A 15,268-nucleotide genomic window follows, 5' to 3' on the forward strand; every position below is an offset into this window, starting at 1 on the left:
GAATGCTATTCAGGTGTCTTGGGCGTCGCTTTGTTCCCGCGCCAGGCGGCGTTCCTGGGCTTGTTTCTGCAGGATGTAGCGGGCGAGCAGCTGGCGTTGGGCGTCGGTCATGGATTCGAACTCCGTGCCCACGTCAAAACCAGCGCCTTTGGGATCGCAATGGGTGACCCGCGCGCGCAGCAGCAGGCCGAGCGCCTGGGGCATCAGCACCAGCTTGACCGCCAGGTGTGCGCCGGGGGCGAGCGGGGTAGGGTGCTGGAAGTCGATGCCGCCTTCGGAAATGATCACCGGCTGCGGCTCGCCAACGGCCGTGCGCAGGCTTTGCGCCATGACCTGGCTGAGCAGGTCCAGGCGTTTGTTCTGGACTTTGAGGAAGGCGGCGAGGCTGCGGTCTTTCTCGCTGATCTGGCGCAGCAGGTGCTGGGCTTCGAATTCGCTGAGGTGCAGTTCGCTGAGCAAATTGAACAGCGGCGACTCATCCTGCAACACTTCCTTGCTCGCCGCTTCGGGGGCGGACAGGCTTTTGATTTGAAGTGCGATCATGTCGTCGATACGGTAGTATTCGCGGCGCTCTTCTTCATCTAATGTCGACATGGCGAACCCCAGCTAGCGTTAATGGTCTGAGTGTAAAGCTGCTTACCAGACCCCGCCACCGGGACGTCTTCTTTTCCTCCGAACAAGCCCCGACATGTTCAGACCTCTCTTCGTATTTATCGGCACGCGTTATACCCGTGCAAAGCGTCGCAATCATTTTGTGTCGTTCATTTCCTTGACCTCGATGATCGGGCTCGCCTTGGGCGTGGTCGTGATGATCGTGGTGCTGTCGGTGATGAACGGCTTCGATCATGAGATGCGTACCCGCGTGCTGGGCATGGTGCCCCACGCGACCATCGAGGGCGATGCGCCCATCAGTGACTGGCAAAGCCTGGCCGACAAGGTCAAGCAGAACCCCAAGGTGCTGGCCGTCGCGCCATTTACCCAGATGCAGGGGCTGCTGACCAACGACGGCAAGGTGCAGAAGATCCTGCTCAATGCCATCGACCCGGCCCAGGAGCGTAACGTCTCGATCATCGACAAGTTCATGTTGTCGGGCAAACTCGATGACCTGGCCCCTGGCGAGTTCGGCATCGTGATCGGTGACAAGGCCGCGGCCAAGCTCGGTGTGAACCTGGGCGACAAGCTGACCTTCGTCGCCCCGGAAGTCACCGTGACCCCGGCCGGCATGTTCCCGCGCATGAAGCGCTTTACCGTGGTGGGCACCTTCCACGTGGGCGCCGGCGAAATCGACGGCTACCTCGGCCTGACCAACCTCACCGACCTGGCCCGCCTGCATCGCTGGAAGCCGGACCAGGTGCAGGGCCTGCGCCTCAAGTTCAATGACTTGTTCGACGCCCCGCGTACCTCGTGGGAAATCGCCCAGCACCTGGGCGAATCCCAGTACTACGCCCGCGACTGGACCCGCACCCACGGCAACCTGTACCAGGCCATCCGCATGGAAAAAGCCATGATCGGCCTGCTGTTGCTGCTGATCGTCGCCGTGGCCGCGTTCAACATCATCTCCACGCTGGTCATGGTGGTGAACGACAAGAAAGGCGACATCGCCATCCTGCGCACCCTTGGCGCCACGCCGGGGCAGATCATGGCGATCTTCATGGTGCAGGGCACGGTGATCGGCGTGGTCGGTACCCTGATCGGCACTGCCGTCGGCATCCTGGCCGCGCTGAACGTCAGCGCTGCCATCGCCGGCCTCGAAACCCTGATCGGCCACAAGTTTCTCAACGCCGACGTCTACTTCATCGATTACTTGCCGTCCCAGGTGCAGGCCCAGGATGTGCTGATGGTGGGCGGCGCCGCGTTGGTATTGAGTTTCCTTGCCACCCTGTATCCAGCCTGGCGCGCGGCACGTACCCAGCCAGCACAGGCCTTACGTTATGAGTGAATCAGGCATGAGTGAAAAAGCAATCTTGAGCTGCCGCAACCTGGGCAAATCCTACGAGGAAGGCCCGGAATCGGTGGTGGTGCTGTCAGACCTGCAACTGGAGTTGCACCCGGGCGAGCGCGTGGCGATTGTCGGCAGTTCCGGCTCTGGCAAAAGTACCTTGCTGAACCTGTTGGGCGGCCTTGATACGCCGTCCCATGGCAGCGTATGGCTGGCCGGTGAAGAACTGTCGGCCCTCGGTGAAAAGGCCCGTGGCCAGTTGCGCAACCGGTCGCTGGGTTTTGTGTACCAGTTCCACCACTTGCTGCCCGAGTTCACCGCCCTGGAAAACGTGTGCATGCCGCTGTTGATCGGCAAGACCGCGATTCCGGAAGCCCGTCAGCGCGCCAAAGCCTTGTTGGAACGCGTCGGCCTGGGCCATCGCCTGGAGCACAAGCCGGCCGAACTGTCCGGCGGTGAACGCCAGCGTGTGGCCATCGCCCGTGCCCTGGTCAACAACCCGGGCCTGGTGATGCTCGATGAGCCCACCGGCAACCTCGACTCCCACACAGCCCAAGGCATCAAGGACTTGATGCTGGAGTTGAGCACGCAGATGCGCACCGCGTTCCTGGTGGTGACCCATGACATGAGCATGGCCCGCCAGATGGACCGTGTGTTGCACCTGCAGGAAGGTCATCTGGTCGCTATCTGACCTGTTTCAAGCCCGGTGTCTGACATCGGGTTTTCTATTTTTCCAACGGTGCCCGCGAATGTTCAGACCGTTATCGATTTTCATCGGCACGCGCTATACCCGCGCCAAGCGCCGCAACCGTTTTGTTTCGTTTATCTCGATGACCTCGATGATCGGCCTCGCCCTGGGTGTGTTGGCGATGATCGTGGTGTTGTCGGTGATGAATGGCTTCCAGCGTGAAATGAGCTCACGCATCCTCGGCATGGTGCCCCACGCCACCATCGTCGGCGTGAACCCGATTGACGACTGGCAGCCGGTGGCCGCTGCTGCGATGAAGAATCCCGAGGTGACTGCCGCAGTTCCCTTCACGCAGATGGATGGCATGTTCTCCTACAAGGGCGCGATGCAGCCGATCGAGATCAGCGGCGTCGATCCGGCCCAGGAAGGCAAGGTGTCGATCGTGGCCCAGCACATCGTGCAGGGCAAGCTGGAGGACCTGAAGCCCGGCGAGTTCGGCGTGGTGGTCGGTGAAATCACCGCCCGGCGTTTTCGCTTGAATGTGGGCGACAAGCTGACCCTGATCGTCCCGGAAATCAGCACGGCGCCGGGGGGGATTACCCCGCGCATGCAGCGCTTGAATGTGGTCGGTATCTTCAAGGTCGGCGCCGAGCTGGATGGCTCGATGGCCCTGATCCACATGGCTGACGCGGCTGAGATCCAGCACTGGCAACCGAACCAGGTGCAAAGCGTGCGCGTGGCGGTAAAAGACCTGTATGCGGCACCCAAGGTCTCGGCGGACATCGCCGCCAGCCTGGGTGCGGCCTATAAGGCGGATGACTGGACGCACACCCAGGGCAGCCTGTTCAGCGCGATGAAGATGGAAAAGACCATGATCGGCCTGCTGTTGCTGATGATCGTCGCCGTGGCGGCGTTCAACATCATCGCGACCCTGATCATGGTGGTGAATGACAAGGGCGCCGACATCGCCATCCTGCGCACCATCGGCGCCACGCCACGGCAGATCATGGCGATCTTCATGGTGCAGGGCACGGTGATCGGCATCGTCGGCACCTTGATCGGCGGCGTGCTCGGCGTGATTGCGGCGCTGAACGTGAGTGCGCTGGTGGGCTGGATGGAGCGGGTGACCGGGCAGCATATCTTCAGTTCGGACGTGTACTTTGTCAGTAACCTGCCTTCGGAGCTGCAAGGTGGGGATGTGGTGCTGATTTGCACGGCGGGGTTTGTGTTGAGCTTTTTGGCGACGCTGTATCCGGCGTATCGGGCGGCGAAGATTGAGCCGGCGCATGCCCTGAGATATTCGTAGGCCTTTGGATCGCTATCGCAGGCAAGCCAGCTCCCACAGTTGAATGTATTCACAAATCAAAATGTGGGAGCGGGCTTGCCCGCGATAGGGCCGGCACAGCTTGCGTCAATCTGGAGCTGGCAACTCAATCACAAACCTGGTCCAACCCTTCCCCGATTCACAAAAAATCCGCCCGCCGTGCGCCCGCACAATCGACTGGGTAATCGCCAACCCCAATCCCGCATGCTCGCTGCTGCCCTCATGGCGCGCCGGGTCCGCCCGGTAGAATCGGTCAAACAGCCTCGGCAGCAACGCCGCTGGAATACCGTCCCCGGTATTTTCAACAGTCAGCCTCACGCCTTCCTCTATCCTTACCCGCACCTCACCCCCTGTCGGGGTAAACCGCAAGGCGTTATCCAGCAGATTCGACATCGCCCGACGCAACATGCCGCGATCGCCTACCGTGTGCGCAGAACCTTCGCGCACCAGGCTGACCTGGGCGTCCTCCGCCAGCAACGCAAAAAACTCCAGCAAGGTGTCCGCCTCATCGGCCAATACCAACGGCTCACGCTTGGGCATCAGCAAACCGTGGTCTGCCTTGGCCAGGTACAGCATGTCGTTGACCAATTGCGCCATCCATTGCAGCTCTTCCAGATTGCTGTGCAGCGCCTCGCGGTAGTCCTCCAGCGGGCGCGGCTGGGTGAGGATGACTTGGGTGTGGGTCAACAGGTTCGACAGCGGTGTGCGCAGCTCATGGGCGATATCGGCGGAGAACGCCGAGAGGCGCTGGAAGGCGTCGTCCAGGCGGCCGAGCATGGCATTGAAGGCCTGGGCCAGTTCTGCCAGTTCTACCGGCATCTGCTCCTGGGGCAGGCGTTGGGTCAGAGAATGGGCCGATACACCTGCCGCCACTTCGCCCATGCGCCGCAACGGCCGCAGCCCGCTGCGTGCGGCCCAGGCACCGAGCAATGCGGTGGCGAGTGCCGAGAGGCCAACAGTGAGCCAGATCAGATGCTGCATGCGTTGCAGGAAGTGTTGGTGATGGGTGATGTCGAGCATCAGGCTCAGTTGCGGTGAGTCAGGTTGGCTGGCCGTCAACGGCGCGTTGTACACCCGGTAGTTGGTGCCGGCGTCTTGCAGGCTGTGCAGACCGGGGGCTTCGGGCAAGGTCATGCCTGGTGCGCCGTCGAACCAGCGCTGGCCCGCGCGGGTAATGCGCAGGGTGAGGTCGGGTTGGTGACTGAGTTCGGCGCGCAGTTGGGCTTCGCGACGGGCAAAGGATTCGGCCGAATCCACGCCCTGCAAGGTGCTGCGCAGGGCCACGAGCTGGCTGTCGAGCTGTTGTTGGTCGAGCTCAATGAAATGCGCTTCGCTGGCGCGGTTGAACAGCACGCCGGCGAGCAGCGAGACCACCGCAGTACACGCCGCAAACAGCAGCGCCAGGCGGCTGGCCAGGGACAGGCGCTTGATCAATTGAAACGCTCCTCCAGCACATAACCCATGCCGCGCACGGTGTGGATCAACTTGTTGGGGAAGCTGTCGTCGACTTTCAGGCGCAGGCGGCGGATCGCCACTTCGATGATGTTGGTGTCGCTGTCGAAGTTCATGTCCCAGACCTGGGAGGCGATCAGCGATTTGGGCAGCACTTCGCCCTGGCGGCGCAGCAACAGTTCCAGCAGGGCGAACTCCTTGGCGGTGAGGTCAATGCGCTGGCCGTCCCGCTCGACGCGGCGGCGGATCAGGTCCAGGCGCAGGTCGGCCAGTTGCAGGGCGGTTTCCTGTGGCGTGCTGCTGCCACGACGCAACAGGCTGCGCACCCGAGCCAGCAGTTCGGAAAAGGCGAAGGGCTTGACCAGGTAATCATCGGCGCCCAGTTCCAGGCCGTGCACGCGGTCTTCCACGGCGTCACGGGCGGTGAGGAACAGCACCGGCGTCTCCAGGCCGGCGCTGCGCACCGCTTGCAGGATTTGCCAGCCATCGCGACCGGGTAGCATGACGTCGAGAATCAGCAGATCGTAGTCACCGGTCAGTGCCAGGTGCTGGCCGCTGGTGCCGTCGGCCGCCAGTTCGGTGGTAAAGCCGGCTTCGGCCAGGCCCTGGCGCAGGTAGTGGCCGGTTTTCGGTTGGTCTTCGACGATCAGCAGTTTCATGGGCGGCTCTGAGTGGCGATGCACGAGGCGCTTTATACCGTGGGTTCCAGGGTAGGGGCGCAACCTGACAAAGTTGTAATCTAGCAGTCAGCTGGCTGGCAGCGGCCCCATCTTAGAGTGCTGCTCAGTGTGTTACACATTTTTGGAGAGTTGAGATGGCGTTGCGTACACCCCTGTTATTGGCGGGTTGCCTGTTGGTGGCGAGTTTTGCTGCGCTGGCGGACTCGGCGCATACCTATGCATTCGGCCACGCGGCAGCGGCCGGCCAGGCCACGCGCACCGTGGAAGTGACCTTGCAGGATATTTCTTTTTCGCCCAAGTCATTGGACGTAAAAGCCGGTGAGACCGTGCGCTTTGTCCTGGTCAATAAAGGCCAACTGCTCCACGAGTTCAACCTGGGTGACGCGGCGATGCATGCCGAACACCAGAAGGAAATGTTGCAGATGCAGGCCAGCGGCATGCTCACAGCCACGGGCATGGGCAAGATGGATCACAGTGCCATGGGCCATGGCGCGATGATGAAACACGATGATCCCAACAGCGTGTTGGTCGAGCCGGGGAAAACCGCCGAGTTGACCTGGACCTTCACCCGGTCCACGGGCCTGGAGTTCGCCTGCAACCTGCCCGGGCATTACCAGGCGGGCATGGTGGGAGCGCTGAACGTCGAGTAGGCCGCAAAGGCGGGGGCAAAGGCTGGTAGACTGGCGGCGTTTATTTAGCCAGGTTTCCGCCATGCATCCCGCAGCCGAACATTCGCCGCTGGGCAAGTCCAGTGAATACATCTCCACCTACACCCCGTCGTTGCTGTTTCCGATTCCTCGCGCCGCCAAATGGGCCGAGCTGGGCCTGAGCGCCGAGACCCTGCCCTACAAGGGCGTGGACTTCTGGAACTGCTTCGAACTGTCCTGGCTGCTGCCGTCGGGCAAGCCGGTGGTGGCCATCGGTGAGTTCAGCATCCCGGCTGACTCGCCGAATATCATCGAGTCCAAGTCCTTCAAGCTGTACCTCAACTCACTGAACCAGACCGCGTTCGCCGACACGGCGAGCCTGGAAGCGACCCTGCGCACCGATCTCGGCGCCGCTGCCGGCAAGCCGGTCGGTGTGCGCATCCGCAGCCTGGTCGAGATCGAGGCCGAGGGCGTGATGGCGTTGCCGGGCGTGTGCATCGATGAGCTGGACATCAGCGTCAGCAACTACGAGCACCCGCGCCCGGAGCTGCTGCGTTGCGATGATTCGCGCATCGTCGAGGAGAGCGTGCACAGCCACCTGCTCAAATCCAACTGCCCGGTGACCAGCCAGCCCGACTGGGGCAGCGTGGTGGTGGAGTACCGTGGGTCAGCGCTGGATCACGCCAGCCTGCTGGAATACATCGTGAGCTTTCGCCAGCACTCGGACTTCCATGAGCAGTGTGTGGAGCGGATCTTTCTCGACCTGCAACGTCTGCTCAAGCCTGAGACGTTGACGGTGTATGCGCGTTATGTGCGGCGTGGTGGGTTGGATATCAACCCGTACCGCAGTACTGAGGATGTGGCGTTCCAGAACGTGCGCCTGGCCCGGCAGTAAGCTTCACGCACAAACAATTGTGGGAGCTGGCTTGCCTGCGATGGCGGTGGATCAGTCACCTGATGGGTGGCTGAATGATCGCTATCGCAGGCAAGCCAGCTCCCACACTGGTTTCAGGGTTTGGCTTTGAGTTCGGGTCAGATCCCGATGTTGCCCAAGGTGGTCACGATGTTACGCAGCGTCCCGGCAATCAGCGGGTGCTCGGATTCGAATTCCACAGCCGCCAGGTTCACATCGTCGGAAATACTGGGTGTCTGGGTAGCCGGTTCAAGTTCCAGTTGTAGCTCGAACTTGGCGATCAAGGCTTCCAGTGCTGTACGTTTTTCTTCCGAAAGGGGCGGTTCCTGTTCCAACTGCCCGCGCAGGATCTCGACCTGTTCTTCCAGTTTTTTGCGATCTGGCATGACGTGTTTCCTTTTATCGATAGGCACTGGCATAGACCGCGGCACGCCGAGAAAGGTCTACGGGCTGACCTGTAGACTAATCCACCTGCGCTGACTGTGCATGATCTCGATCAGGGCTTCTCGCCTTTGAGCTGACGCAGGCTGATATCGGCCAGGCAAGTGCCGAGCTCGCCCAGGTGGTCGATCACCGAATGCACGCCCAACCCGTACAGGGCCACGGTGGCCTTGCCGCGCTTGTGCTCGCGCTCTTGCTCGCTCAAGGCCTGCCATTGTGTCGGGGCCATGCCGCACAGCGAGCCGCAGGATGCCAGGCCAATCGTCCACAGGCCGGCGTTGAGTCCCGACTGCAGCAGGCGCGGTTCGCCGCTGACCAGCACGCAGCCTTCGAGGCGTTCGATGTTCAACTCCATCAAGGCCTGCCAGCACGCGTGAGGTGCGGGCCAGCGAATGGAGGAGGGCGACGTTGCTTTCAGCCAGCCGGGCAGGACGGCGGCCAGTGGCGTCGTGATCGAGGCGGGGAGTTCATCCAGCCAGGCACAGGGGATGCCTTGCTCTTGCAGGTTGCGCAGGATTTTCAGGGCGCCGGGCGTTGCCAGGGAATCGGGTGAGGGCGAATCGCTGCGTGCCTGGGAACCGAAGTCCACCAGGCAACCACTCAGGCCAAACAGAACGGCAGTCAAGGCAGGCGCGCTGGCGATGGCAATCTCGGCGTGAGGCATGGCGACTTCCCTGAAATAGCGTTGACCCTATCGGAACGGGATGACAGGCGGATGACACCGGGCTTTAATTGTAGGAATTTTGTGCATTTTGGGCGGGAGGTTTCCCGGTTGCTGCCTAAATGGACACTTCCGTCATATACTCACGGCCTTATTCAGGGCATAGCGCCCATGACAGACCATTCAAGGAGCAAAAGCTATGCGCTGGAGCCACTATTTCGCTCAGCTGTCGGTGTGTGCCACTGTGCTGCTGGCCCCGTTCGCCGCACAGGCCGCCTCGGAAGATGATCCCTGGGAAAGCGTGAACCGCCCGATCTTCACCTTCAACGACACCGTTGATACCTATGCCCTCAAGCCATTGGCCCAAGGCTATCAGTTCGTGACCCCGCAATTCATGCAGGATGGCGTCCATAACTTCTTCCGCAATATCGGCGATGTCGGCAACCTGGCCAACAATGTGCTGCAGCTCAAGCCGCATGCGGCGGGTGTGGACACGGCGCGCTTGCTGATGAACACCACGTTTGGCGTGCTGGGCTTTATCGACGTCGGCACCAAAATGGGGCTGCAACGCAGCGATGAAGACTTCGGCCAGACCCTCGGCTATTGGGGTGTGGGCAGCGGCCCTTACGTGATGCTGCCGCTGCTGGGCCCGAGCACCTTGCGTGACGCACCGTCCAAGTACGTGGACAGCTACACCCAGCCGTACCGCTACATGAACGATATCGGCTGGCGCAACAGCACCTTCGGCCTGAACGTGGTTGATGTCCGTGCCAGCCTGCTCGACAGCGAGAAGCTGATCACTGGCGACAAATACACTTTCATCCGCAATGCCTACCTGCAGAACCGCGAGTTCAAGGTCAAGGATGGCAAGGTTGTCGATGATTTCTAAGCTGTGATGTCTTGAAATGAAAAAAAGGCGACCTTCAAGGGTCGCCTTTTTTGTGCGCGGATTTCAGTGCATTTTCAAGATCTTGAGGCCCAGGTGCTGGCCATCGTCGGCGCCTTTGACCCACACCACTTCAGTGTCCGCCTCCAGGCCTGTGAGGGAGCTGTGCTCCGAATCGATGCGCACGGTCAACAGGTCGCCCACCTTGAACAGGCGCGGTGCCTGCACCTGCATACCGGAGCTGGAAAGGTCCACGCAAACCCCTGCAATCTCTTGCCCGGCGTGGATCAAAGACACATCGGCATCCACTCGCATGCGGATGAAATCGCGTTTTTCGGCGTAGTCGCGCTCGTGTTCGCTCACGGGTTCCATCCTTACTTTGTGTTGTGGTCGTGGCTGTTCTTATAACTCCCAGTGATTTGCGATGTAAAGACGCCCGGCGACCATCGGCATGAGCTTGAAACCCCTGACGGATGGGAGTACCGTCTGCGCCTTAGAAGGGCACCTCTGCTTTACTGTTGTGCGTAGGCCAAAAGCCCGTGCTTTGTAGGACAGAGTGGCTAGAAAGCGAATCCAGTAGTGTGAGCCCGGCCATTGCCGAGCTGCCTACGCCAACCTAATTCTGGCGCCGTTTGCCCACATGCAAAAAACCAGTGCCACGCTGCTGATAATCGATGACGACGAAGTAGTGCGCGCGAGTCTCGCGGCCTATTTGGAAGACAGTGGCTTCAGCGTCCTGCAGGCCAGCAATGGCCAACAGGGTCTCCAGGTATTCGAGCGCGACAAGCCCGACCTTGTGATCTGCGACCTGCGCATGCCCCAGATGGGCGGCCTGGAGCTGATTCGCCAGGTGACTGAGCTCGCGCCGCAGACGCCGGTGATTGTGGTGTCCGGTGCCGGGGTGATGAACGATGCGGTCGAGGCCCTGCGCCTCGGCGCTGCCGACTACCTGATCAAGCCCCTGGAAGACCTGGCGGTGCTGGAGCACTCGGTGCGCCGTGCCCTGGACCGTGCACGCCTGCTCCTGGAAAACCAGCGCTACCGCGAAAAGCTCGAAACCGCCAACCGCGAACTCGAAGCCAGCCTGAACCTGCTCCAGGAAGACCAGAACGCCGGTCGCCAGGTGCAGATGAACATGTTGCCGGTGAGTCCGTGGACCATCGACGAATTCCAGTTTGCCCACCAGATCATCCCGTCGTTGTACCTGTCGGGGGATTTTGTCGATTATTTCCGCGTGGATGAGCGCCGTGTTGCGTTCTATCTGGCCGACGTCTCCGGCCATGGCGCCTCTTCCGCGTTTGTCACCGTGTTGTTGAAGTTCATGACCACGCGGTTGCTGTTCGAATCCAAGCGCAATGGCACCTTGCCGGAGTTCACGCCGTCCGAGGTGCTGGGCCACATCAACCGAGGCTTGATCAGCTGCAAGCTGGGCAAGCATGTGACGATGGTCGGCGGCGTGATCGATGAAGAAACTGGTCTTTTGACCTACAGTATTGGCGGTCACCTGCCGATGCCTGTTTTGTATACGCCTGACAGTGTGCGCTACCTGGAAGGACGTGGTCTGCCCGTAGGCTTGTTCAATGAAGCCACCTACGAAGATCACATCCTGGAGCTGCCGCCGACCTTCAGCCTGACGCTGATGTCCGACGGTATCCTGGATTTGCTTCCAGAGCCTACACTCAAGGAGAAAGAAGCCGCCTTGCCCCAAAAGGTCAAGTCGGCGGGCGGCAGCCTGGATGGCCTGCGGCAAGTGTTTGGATTGGCCACGCTGGGGGAGATGCCGGATGATATCGCCCTACTGGTGTTGAGCAGGAATCTTTGATGAGTACCGGAAGAATCCAATTCGCCGAGCAAGACGGGACCTTTGTCCTGAAGTTTGTCGGTGAAGTGCGCCTGACCTTGTGTTCGGCGCTGGATGCGACGATTGAGCGGATTTTCACCGCGCTGAATTTCTCGGCGATCGTGATCGATCTGACCGAAACCCGCAGCATCGATAGCACCACCCTGGGGTTGTTGGCCAAGTTGTCCATTCTGTCTCGGCAGAAGGTCGGCCTGTTGCCGACGGTCGTCACCACCCACGAAGACATCACCCGTTTGTTGCAATCCATGGGTTTCGATCAGGTGTTCAACATCGTTGATCGTCCGATTCCTTGCCCGGAATGCCTGACCGACCTGCCATCGCAGGACCAGTCCGAAGAAGTGGTGCGGGTCAAGGTGCTGGAAGCGCACAAGATCCTGATGGGCTTGAACGAGTCCAACCGCGAAGCGTTCCACGACCTCGTCAACGCCCTGGAACGCCACTGATTCCCCAGTAAAAACTCGGTCTCGGTGGGAGCTGGCTTGCCTGCGATAGCGCCAGCCCAGGCAATACAGGACGTGCTGCCAAACCCGGCGAGCACAAAAAAGGGCGATACCCTCACAGGTATCGCCCTTTTTGTTACGGCCTGCCTTACAACTTGGCGCTCAGCAGTGCCTCCAGTTTCTCCTGATCCCGAGCAAACTGACGAATCCCCTCCGCCAGCTTCTCAGTCGCCATCGCGTCCTCGTTGGACTCCCAGCGGAACTGCGCTTCAGTCAGATGCACACGCGCTTCACCGGCGTGGCCTGGAGCCAGCTTGCGCTCCAGCTTGCCGTTGTCGGCCGCCAGTTTCTCCAGCAGGTCCGGGCTGATGGTCAGGCGATCACAACCGGCCAGTTCTTCGATCTGGCTCAGGTTACGGAAGCTGGCGCCCATCACCACGGTCTTGTAGCCGTTAGCCTTGTAGTAGTTGTAGATGCGCGTCACCGACTGCACGCCCGGGTCTTCCGAGCCGGTGTAGTCGCTGCCGTTGGCCTTCTTGTACCAATCGTAGATGCGGCCCACGAACGGTGAGATCAGGAACACACCTGCTTCGGCACAGGCAACAGCCTGGGCGAAGGAGAACAGCAGGGTCAGGTTGGTCTGGATGCCTTCTTTTTCCAGCTTTTCTGCGGCGCGGATGCCTTCCCAGGTGGAGGCAATCTTGATCAGCACGCGATCACGGCCAATGCCGGCCTTTTCGTACAGGTCGATCAGACGGTGCGCACGCTTGAGTACAGCGTCGGTGTCGAACGAAAGGCGCGCATCCACCTCGGTGGAAATACGCCCCGGAACCACTTTCAGGATTTCTTGACCCACCGCAACCGCAAAGCGATCGCTGGCCAGGCCGACATCACCGTTGCAGTCTTTGACGCACTCGTCCAGCAGCTTGGCGTAGGCGGGAATCGAAGCAGCCTTGAGCAGCAGGGAAGGGTTGGTGGTGGCGTCTTGCGGTTTGACCCGAGCGATAGCTTCAAAATCGCCGGTATCGGCTACGACGGTGGTGATTTGCTTGAGTTGTTCCAGCTTGGAAGTCATGGGCGTGCTCTGTCCTATGGGTCTGATGACATTACCCGAGCGCCGACAGGCGCTCAAGGGCGCAAATGCGTTCGATCGTTTGCGAGGGCAACAACCTGAAAACAGCCGTTTGAATGACTGGCCTTGCTGGTAGATAGGAGGGCAAAAAGGCCGGCAGGTTCAACCCCGATGACCTGTGACGAGGGTATCAGCGCCCGTCCAGCAATTGCGCGGCTTGATCCAGCAACGCCAGTGGATCGCTCGCCTTGTGAATATCCACCGACAACAACTGCCGAAACTTCCGTGCCCCCGGGAACCCCGTCCCCAGCCCCAGCACATGCCGGGTAATGTGATGCATCGAGCCGCCCGTCGCCAGATGCGCCGCGATATAGGGCCGCAATTGCGCCAGCACCTGCGCCCGGGTGATCACAGGCTCAGTACTGCCAAACAACTGCTGATCCACCTCCGCCAGGAGGTAGGGGTTGTGATAAGCCTCGCGGCCCAGCATCACCCCATCAAACACCTGCAAGTGCTCATGGCACTGCGCCAGTGTCTTGATCCCACCGTTCAGGATGATCTCCAATTCAGGGAAATCCTGCTTCAACTGCGCTGCCACGTCGTAGCGCAGGGGCGGAATATCGCGGTTCTCCTTGGGCGACAACCCCTCCAGAATCGCAATGCGCGCATGCACGGTAAAACTGGTGCATCCCGCGTCCTTCACCTGGCCGACAAAATCACACAGCTGCGCATAACTGTCGCGGCCGTTGATCCCGATGCGATGTTTTACCGTCACCGGAATCGCCACCGCATCACGCATCGCCTTCACGCAATCCGCCACCAGGGCGGGGTGGCCCATAAGGCAGGCACCGATCATGTTGTTCTGCACGCGGTCACTGGGGCAACCGACGTTGAGGTTCACCTCATCGTAACCACCGGCCTCAGCCATTCGCGCACACGCGGCCAGGTCCGCCGGAACGCTGCCGCCCAGTTGCAAGGCCAGAGGGTGCTCGGCGTCGTTGTGACGCAGGAAGCGCTCGTGGTCACCGTGGAGAATCGCGCCGGTGGTGACCATCTCGGTGTAGAGCAGGGCGTTTTTCGACAACAGGCGCAGGAAGAAGCGGCAGTGGCGGTCGGTCCAATCCATCATCGGCGCAACAGAAAAGCGCCGTGCAACGGATTGCGGTGCAGCAGTAGTCAGGGACATTGGGACATCTGAGTGAGCAAGGCAGAGGGCGCGAGTTTATCAGGAATCAGGGGCCAGATATCTTGCTCTGCGGCTTCAGGTTCAATGCGCGCCGTCACGCTTATCCCGCAACTACAGTGCCCCTATGGAAAATCTCCCGTCTGGCGCGACGGCTGATATTTTCGTGTTTGCATGACGTATACATGCTGTCAAACCGGCTACGGTCGATTTCGCGGTATTTGTGCAGCTCTTCCATAACCATCTGGTCGTAGTCCTGCTCGATCATGAAGCGGAAAACTTCCCGTCGATAAAAGAACCCGAATTGAAACGCCAGCACTTCGGTCATGTGATCGGTAGGGGTGAGGAAGCAGTTTTCCAGGTCGATGGCCTTGGCGGCGTAGGGTGCGTCAGCGTTGATCATCACGTTGTTCGCCCAGAAGTCCATATGCACGATGCCCTTGTCATGCAGGGCGCGCAGCAGGTCGAACGACAGGTTGACCAGGCCGCGGATGTCGCGGCTTTTGTCCAGCCACTGCAGGCCGTTGACGTGGTCGTCGAGCATTTCGGTGAAGATGAAGAATTCCTGGATCAAACCAATCGCGGATTTTCGGTAGCCAAACCCGAGCAGGTTGGCGATGGGGGCCCCGCGTTGTTGTGCGGCGTGGGTGTTGATGACTTCTTCGACCGGCCAATCGAAGGCGCCGTCGCGCTTTGCACGTCCGAGGGTCACTCTCAATTTGGGCTTGAAGCTGTCGAGGGGCTGGAATTTGGCGAAGAGGTCGCTTTCCATGCCTTGGAGCGGGGCGCTGATGCGGTCTTGCAACTGGTGCCGGCTGTCAATCAGCTCTTGGATCGCCAGTTCGACATTAATATTCGTGTCTTCTGTCAGAAAAATTCTGGCTTTACGGTGGTCGAGTATCGAGGGAAAACTCTTAAGCACACCTCTGTCGGGGAAAATCAAAACACATCCTTGTCATTGGGTAAATGTTACAGGGATGTTACACGCATGCCGCTATTGGATCCAACCTGAACCTAACCTGTCTGATGAATAAATATTCATCGTAAATGGCGGTTTTTTGATTTTTCCGGCATTGACTCA

General features: G+C 60.2%; 17 protein-coding genes. 8 read left to right on the plus strand and 9 right to left on the minus strand.

Annotated features, from left to right (window positions below):
* Positions 1-9 precede the first annotated feature (9 nt).
* Complete coding sequence (locus PSH87_RS08110) at positions 10-594, minus strand: PilZ domain-containing protein (RefSeq protein WP_017737348.1); 585 nt, start codon at positions 592-594, stop codon at positions 10-12.
* A 94-nt stretch (positions 595-688) separates the two neighbouring features.
* Between PSH87_RS08110 and PSH87_RS08115 the strand changes: the two genes are divergently transcribed.
* From PSH87_RS08115 to PSH87_RS08125, 3 genes are read left to right on the plus strand one after another with little or no spacing between them, the layout of a single operon-like run.
* A complete protein-coding gene (locus PSH87_RS08115; protein ID WP_026136852.1) occupies positions 689-1,939 on the plus strand; it encodes a lipoprotein-releasing ABC transporter permease subunit in 1,251 nt (416 codons plus the stop codon).
* Between the two features lie 7 nt (positions 1,940-1,946).
* Positions 1,947-2,630, plus strand: a complete 684-nt coding sequence (gene lolD / locus PSH87_RS08120) for a lipoprotein-releasing ABC transporter ATP-binding protein LolD (RefSeq protein WP_305433067.1) — start codon at positions 1,947-1,949, stop codon at positions 2,628-2,630.
* A gap of 58 nt (positions 2,631-2,688) precedes the next feature.
* Entirely contained in the window at positions 2,689-3,933 is a 1,245-nt protein-coding gene (locus tag PSH87_RS08125) for a lipoprotein-releasing ABC transporter permease subunit (protein ID WP_017737350.1), read from the plus strand.
* A gap of 105 nt (positions 3,934-4,038) precedes the next feature.
* Here PSH87_RS08125 and PSH87_RS08130 read toward each other — a convergent pair whose 3' ends face one another.
* Both PSH87_RS08130 and PSH87_RS08135 read right to left on the minus strand, forming a co-directional pair.
* A complete protein-coding gene (locus tag PSH87_RS08130) occupies positions 4,039-5,385 on the minus strand; it encodes a heavy metal sensor histidine kinase (RefSeq protein ID WP_305433068.1) in 1,347 nt (448 codons plus the stop codon).
* Positions 5,382-6,062 carry a heavy metal response regulator transcription factor gene (locus PSH87_RS08135; protein WP_017737352.1) on the minus strand — a complete coding sequence of 227 codons (681 nt, stop codon included), beginning with the start codon at positions 6,060-6,062 and terminating at the stop codon, positions 5,382-5,384. Before PSH87_RS08135 ends, PSH87_RS08130 begins: the two co-directional genes overlap by 4 nt.
* A 155-nt stretch (positions 6,063-6,217) precedes the next feature.
* Between PSH87_RS08135 and PSH87_RS08140 the strand changes: the two genes are divergently transcribed.
* Positions 6,218-6,733: a plastocyanin/azurin family copper-binding protein gene (locus PSH87_RS08140; RefSeq protein ID WP_017737353.1), complete on the plus strand. Its 516-nt coding sequence runs from the start codon at positions 6,218-6,220 to the stop codon at positions 6,731-6,733.
* A 61-nt stretch (positions 6,734-6,794) separates the two neighbouring features.
* A complete protein-coding gene (queF, locus tag PSH87_RS08145) occupies positions 6,795-7,625 on the plus strand; it encodes an NADPH-dependent 7-cyano-7-deazaguanine reductase QueF (protein WP_305433069.1) in 831 nt (276 codons plus the stop codon).
* Between the two features lie 137 nt (positions 7,626-7,762).
* On the opposite strand, the gene PSH87_RS08150 is transcribed toward queF, so the two are convergent.
* Entirely contained in the window at positions 7,763-8,029 is a 267-nt protein-coding gene (locus tag PSH87_RS08150) for a DUF4404 family protein (protein ID WP_017737355.1), read from the minus strand.
* A gap of 110 nt (positions 8,030-8,139) precedes the next feature.
* Complete coding sequence (locus PSH87_RS08155; RefSeq protein WP_017737356.1) at positions 8,140-8,748, minus strand: hypothetical protein; 609 nt, start codon at positions 8,746-8,748, stop codon at positions 8,140-8,142.
* A gap of 196 nt (positions 8,749-8,944) precedes the next feature.
* Here PSH87_RS08155 and PSH87_RS08160 point away from each other — a divergent pair, with 196 nt between their 5' ends.
* Positions 8,945-9,634 (plus strand): VacJ family lipoprotein, encoded by a 690-nt coding sequence (locus tag PSH87_RS08160; RefSeq protein ID WP_017737357.1) that lies wholly within the window; start codon positions 8,945-8,947, stop codon positions 9,632-9,634.
* 63 nt (positions 9,635-9,697) lie between these two features.
* Here the strand turns inward: PSH87_RS08160 and PSH87_RS08165 are convergent, their stop codons facing one another.
* The gene (locus tag PSH87_RS08165) at positions 9,698-9,994 is read right to left on the minus strand and encodes a PilZ domain-containing protein (protein ID WP_017737358.1); all 297 of its coding nucleotides are present in this window, start codon (positions 9,992-9,994) and stop codon (positions 9,698-9,700) included.
* A 277-nt stretch (positions 9,995-10,271) separates the two neighbouring features.
* Here PSH87_RS08165 and rssB point away from each other — a divergent pair, with 277 nt between their 5' ends.
* Together rssB and rssC are read left to right on the plus strand one after the other, a co-directional pair.
* A complete protein-coding gene (gene rssB / locus PSH87_RS08170) occupies positions 10,272-11,453 on the plus strand; it encodes a two-component system response regulator RssB (protein WP_017737359.1) in 1,182 nt (393 codons plus the stop codon).
* Positions 11,453-11,935, plus strand: coding sequence for an anti-sigma factor antagonist RssC (gene rssC, locus PSH87_RS08175; protein ID WP_003172602.1), 483 nt, complete (start codon positions 11,453-11,455; stop codon positions 11,933-11,935). Before rssB ends, rssC begins: the two co-directional genes overlap by 1 nt.
* Positions 11,936-12,080: 145 nt before the next feature.
* Here the strand turns inward: rssC and tal are convergent, their stop codons facing one another.
* From tal to PSH87_RS08190, 3 genes are all read right to left on the minus strand, one after another.
* Positions 12,081-13,007 carry a transaldolase gene (gene tal / locus PSH87_RS08180; protein WP_017737360.1) on the minus strand — a complete coding sequence of 309 codons (927 nt, stop codon included), beginning with the start codon at positions 13,005-13,007 and terminating at the stop codon, positions 12,081-12,083.
* Between the two features lie 187 nt (positions 13,008-13,194).
* The gene (dusA, locus tag PSH87_RS08185; protein ID WP_305433070.1) at positions 13,195-14,190 is read right to left on the minus strand and encodes a tRNA dihydrouridine(20/20a) synthase DusA; all 996 of its coding nucleotides are present in this window, start codon (positions 14,188-14,190) and stop codon (positions 13,195-13,197) included.
* A gap of 100 nt (positions 14,191-14,290) precedes the next feature.
* Positions 14,291-15,130: a hypothetical protein gene (locus PSH87_RS08190; protein WP_026136854.1), complete on the minus strand. Its 840-nt coding sequence runs from the start codon at positions 15,128-15,130 to the stop codon at positions 14,291-14,293.
* Positions 15,131-15,268: the final 138 nt, after the last annotated feature.

This window comes from Pseudomonas sp. FP453 (assembly GCF_030687495.1).
GTDB lineage: Bacteria > Pseudomonadota > Gammaproteobacteria > Pseudomonadales > Pseudomonadaceae > Aquipseudomonas.